At 31.9% G+C, this 3607-nt stretch carries 5 protein-coding genes; 3 read left to right on the top strand and 2 right to left on the bottom strand.

The window, feature by feature from the left end; all coding sequences use genetic code 11:
• Nucleotides 1–99 precede the first annotated feature (99 nt).
• Together V7056_RS03595 and V7056_RS03600 are read right to left on the bottom strand one after the other, a co-directional pair.
• Nucleotides 100–1167: an MFS transporter gene (locus tag V7056_RS03595; protein WP_499699368.1), complete on the bottom strand. Its 1068-nt coding sequence runs from the start codon at nucleotides 1165–1167 to the stop codon at nucleotides 100–102.
• A 325-nt stretch (nucleotides 1168–1492) separates the two neighbouring features.
• The gene (locus tag V7056_RS03600) at nucleotides 1493–2110 is read right to left on the bottom strand and encodes a sterol desaturase family protein (protein WP_499699370.1); all 618 of its coding nucleotides are present in this window, start codon (nucleotides 2108–2110) and stop codon (nucleotides 1493–1495) included.
• Between the two features lie 205 nt (nucleotides 2111–2315).
• On the opposite strand from V7056_RS03600, the gene V7056_RS03605 reads away from it, so the two are divergent.
• From V7056_RS03605 to V7056_RS03615, 3 genes are all read left to right on the top strand, one after another.
• On the top strand, nucleotides 2316–2624 hold the full coding sequence (locus V7056_RS03605; protein ID WP_499699372.1) for a hypothetical protein: 309 nt from the start codon (nucleotides 2316–2318) through the stop codon (nucleotides 2622–2624).
• A gap of 236 nt (nucleotides 2625–2860) precedes the next feature.
• The gene (locus tag V7056_RS03610; RefSeq protein ID WP_499699374.1) at nucleotides 2861–3346 is read left to right on the top strand and encodes a DUF2975 domain-containing protein; all 486 of its coding nucleotides are present in this window, start codon (nucleotides 2861–2863) and stop codon (nucleotides 3344–3346) included.
• A gap of 10 nt (nucleotides 3347–3356) precedes the next feature.
• A complete protein-coding gene (locus V7056_RS03615) occupies nucleotides 3357–3575 on the top strand; it encodes a helix-turn-helix domain-containing protein (protein ID WP_499699376.1) in 219 nt (72 codons plus the stop codon).
• The last annotated feature ends 32 nt before the right edge of the window (nucleotides 3576–3607 follow it).

Genomic DNA, 3607 nt, shown 5'->3' on the forward strand with positions numbered 1-3607 from the left:
CTTCAGTATCACAAAGAAAGAAATGATCATCAAGAAACCACCATATAAAAACATAAATTTAAAACCAACCAAATCAAGAAGCGCTCCTAAAAGTCGGGGTCAGACAATATTTGCAATTGAAGCAAATAAATAATATAAGCCTGTATATGTGCCGATAAATCCTACAGGTGCCATCTCAGCTAACAAAGGATATGAATTAATATTCACCAGTGCCCAAAAGCAGCCCATCCCAAAGAAAACAATTCGAATCGTTGTGATATCTTTCAAGAAAAACAAAACGCTAAATCCTACAATAATGCCGACAATCCCAATGATAATACTTTTTTTCTTTCCAATTTTGGTACCAATAAAACCCGCTGGAATCGCAAATATTAAAAAGGCTAATGAGATAAACGCAAAAGAAAATGATGCAGCACTCACCTTGATCCCTAAATAAACTTCTCCATAACGAGTAAAGAAAGTTTCAATCCCATTAAATCCTATAAACCAGCTAAGGATTGCAAGTAACAGGAATAATGCATTTTTGTTGGCAATAGCCGATTTAAACCCTTCTTTTAAATTCACTTTTTCTTCTGCTTCTTCATAATTGATGACGTCTCTTTTTTCTTTTATAAAATGAAACAAAATGATGAAACTAATGAGCATAAGGGAACCTGCTAAATAAAAAGGAAAGCCCTCATTCATATCCCATAATATCGAGCCAATAAAAAAAGCAATGAGCGCTCCAATTCCACCCATAAAATTAACAATACTATTTGCTTTACTTCGGTGTTCAGTTCTTGTTAAATCTGGCATAAGTGCAATAACCGGGGAACGAAAAACACTCATGCTCAAATTCATGAACACAATAAAAAATACTAGTAACATTAGGGATTGGTGGAAAGGAATTAATAAGGTAAATAGTGCAGCTAGTGGCATACCGATCATTAAAAATGGCATTCGTCTTCCAAACCGAGTATTTAAGCGATCACTGTAAACGCCAACTGCGGGTTGTAGAAATAAAGCAAAATAATTATCAAATGTCATGATAAAACCAATTAATGCTGAAGATCCGATATAGTCGCTTAATATCTTCGGCATAAAGGCATTATAAACAGACCATGTTAAACTTATTGCAAAAAATCCAAATCCAAGTAACAAGATTTTCCGGTAATTTAAGTGATTCATTTACATCTCCTAATTTTAGAATAACCTTCACTATTTTGATTAAGCTCTAAGCTAAATTATAAAACCAATACATTCCCCTTACTAATATGTATAGTAATTACTTAGTCCAATTATTTACATTTTTTGATATTTATCATAAGTTTAATAATTTGTTAACGTTCATTATAAAACACGGTCTAAATAATCAATTTAATTTAAGTATGCCATAGTCTTTTTCTTAAATACTTAGGTTTTGCTTACCTAACTTTAATATAAGTTTCAATAATAATAAGCCGGATAAACAATCATTCAGTTAAAATAAAAAAACGCCTTTTAAGGCGTTTAACTACATTCTTTCTTCCAATGATTTTGCAGTTGCGCTTGTTTTTACTTCTTTTTCATCTTTTAGTGTTCCAAATAATCCATCAAAAATAGGAGTTGATACACCGAACCAATAGTTTTCATTTTTAAAATGATGTAAAATGTGAAGCTTTTTAATGTGACGTCCTAATTTTGTTTTTGGTTTGATTGGTCGATGTGCGATGTAGTGTTTCCATTCGTAAACTAGTAACATCAATACCAAGCCTGCTCCAAAAGCGGATGTTAATGTTAGATTTTGCATAATTAAATAAAAAATGATACATAGAGCACCTAAGTTAGGGATGCTATACCAAATTGGTAGGAATAATAGCTTTAAATCGTCTGGGTACGTATGATGATCATAATGTATGCGCTTTAAAAACTTTAGAAATAATTGGTTTTTCGGTACCTTTAAATGAAATAAAAATCTGTGGGTTACATACTCACTAAACATAAAGAATACTAAACCTGCAATAAAAATTAGTAAAATAGCCCAAGAAAAGTGAAAACCAACACTATAAATAAATCCAATTGCAAAAATGATGCCCATTACTAAAATGTCAAAGTGTAGAAAAAAATCTTGATATAATCCTTTACTCTTCATTTCTTACCCCCGCGTTTTTCACCTTATTATTAAACAGCCCTTAAAGTGTTATTTATCAACATAATATTCAATATCATAACAACAAATTCCTGTCTACATCATACCCCTTGCTCACAAAAAATGATATTTATATAAAATTGAATAATCAATTGTTCAGAGAAGATAATAATAAATAGAACAAAATATGAATGTAAGGGAGATCGTGATGGAAAAAAGGAGATATTATGTTTCAGTAAAAGCAAGAACAATGGTTCCAAATCAAGGTGACGCACCATACGAACTTGAAATAGATGCAACTGAAGATGAAGCAGAAAGACTAGGAAGACTATTTGATGAAATTGATAAATACGATGAAGCTTTAGGCGTACAAACAGCATTTATTGCACCAATCACTGATATGAATCATGAAAACAAGAATGGTTATGATTATTTTCTAAAACAAGCATACAAATTAATTTATGATTTAGGGTCAGAGGAAACGAGAGAACATATACATAGCATGCATATTTTATGAAAAAAGAAGAAAACCATTTTAAGTGGACGAAGTAAAAAAATCACATAAAAAGTCGCACACCTATTCGCAAATTGTGAGTAGGTGTTTTTTATTGATAGAAGAGCTTATATTTTTATCAAAACGAAATGGATATTTCAATAACAATAATAATACAATAAAAAACAATACCATTTTATCGTAATTCGATAAACCCTATGATAAAATCATGTTGTCATTAAATAAGTGAGGTATTTTAAATGAATGGTAAACGAGGTTCAACCAATTTCTTAAAGTTCATTATTTTTCTAGTTGGAATTGCAGTGCTTGCCTTATGTATATTTTTAGTGCCCAGTATGGCGAATTTCGCAGCAAATTTGTATCCAAATATTGCCGCAATGAAATTTCTCGTTTTCATCGTAATGTATGGAGCTGCTGTGCCTTTTTACTTTGCTCTCTATCAGGCTTTCAATCTTTTACGGTACATTGACAAGAACATAGCGTTCTCGGAATTATCTGTAAAGGCGTTAAAGAACATAAAGTACTGTGCTATATCAATCAGTGGTTTGTATGTATTAGGTATGCCACTCTTTCATTTTATAGCTAAGAAAGTTGACCCTCCTATTGGATTCTTGGGACTCATCATCATTTTTGCTTCGTTGGTTATCGCCGTTTTTGCTGCAATCCTCCAACAGCTTCTCCAAGATGCAATTAACATTAAATCAGAAAATGATTTGACGGTCTAAGGTGGATGATATGTCAATTATTATTAATATTGATGTGATGTTAGCAAAACGAAAAATGAGTGTAACGGAGCTTTCGGAGAGGGTTGGAATTACGATGGCCAATCTTTCCATTCTGAAAAATGGCAAAGCAAAAGCTGTTCGTTTTTCAACATTAGAAGCGATATGTAAGACTTTGGATTGTCAGCCAGGTGATATATTAGAGTACAAAAACGACGAAGAAACTCAATAAAAACAGCCGAGTCGATAAACTAAAAAGAATGG

Origin of the sequence: Bacillus sp. JJ664, from assembly GCF_036962205.1 — a bacterium.
Lineage (GTDB): Bacteria > Bacillota > Bacilli > Bacillales > Bacillaceae_G > Gottfriedia.

What these genes read in the sequence shown, in the direction of transcription:
- V7056_RS03595 (WP_499699368.1), bottom strand. Translation starts at nt 1,167, where the DNA reads ATGAATCACTTAAATTACCGGAAAATCTTGTTACTTGGATTTGGATTT.
- V7056_RS03600 (WP_499699370.1), bottom strand. Translation starts at nt 2,110, where the DNA reads ATGAAGAGTAAAGGATTATATCAAGATTTTTTTCTACACTTTGACATT.
- V7056_RS03605 (WP_499699372.1), top strand. Translation starts at nt 2,316, where the DNA reads ATGGAAAAAAGGAGATATTATGTTTCAGTAAAAGCAAGAACAATGGTT.
- V7056_RS03610 (WP_499699374.1), top strand. Translation starts at nt 2,861, where the DNA reads ATGAATGGTAAACGAGGTTCAACCAATTTCTTAAAGTTCATTATTTTT.
- V7056_RS03615 (WP_499699376.1), top strand. Translation starts at nt 3,357, where the DNA reads ATGTCAATTATTATTAATATTGATGTGATGTTAGCAAAACGAAAAATG.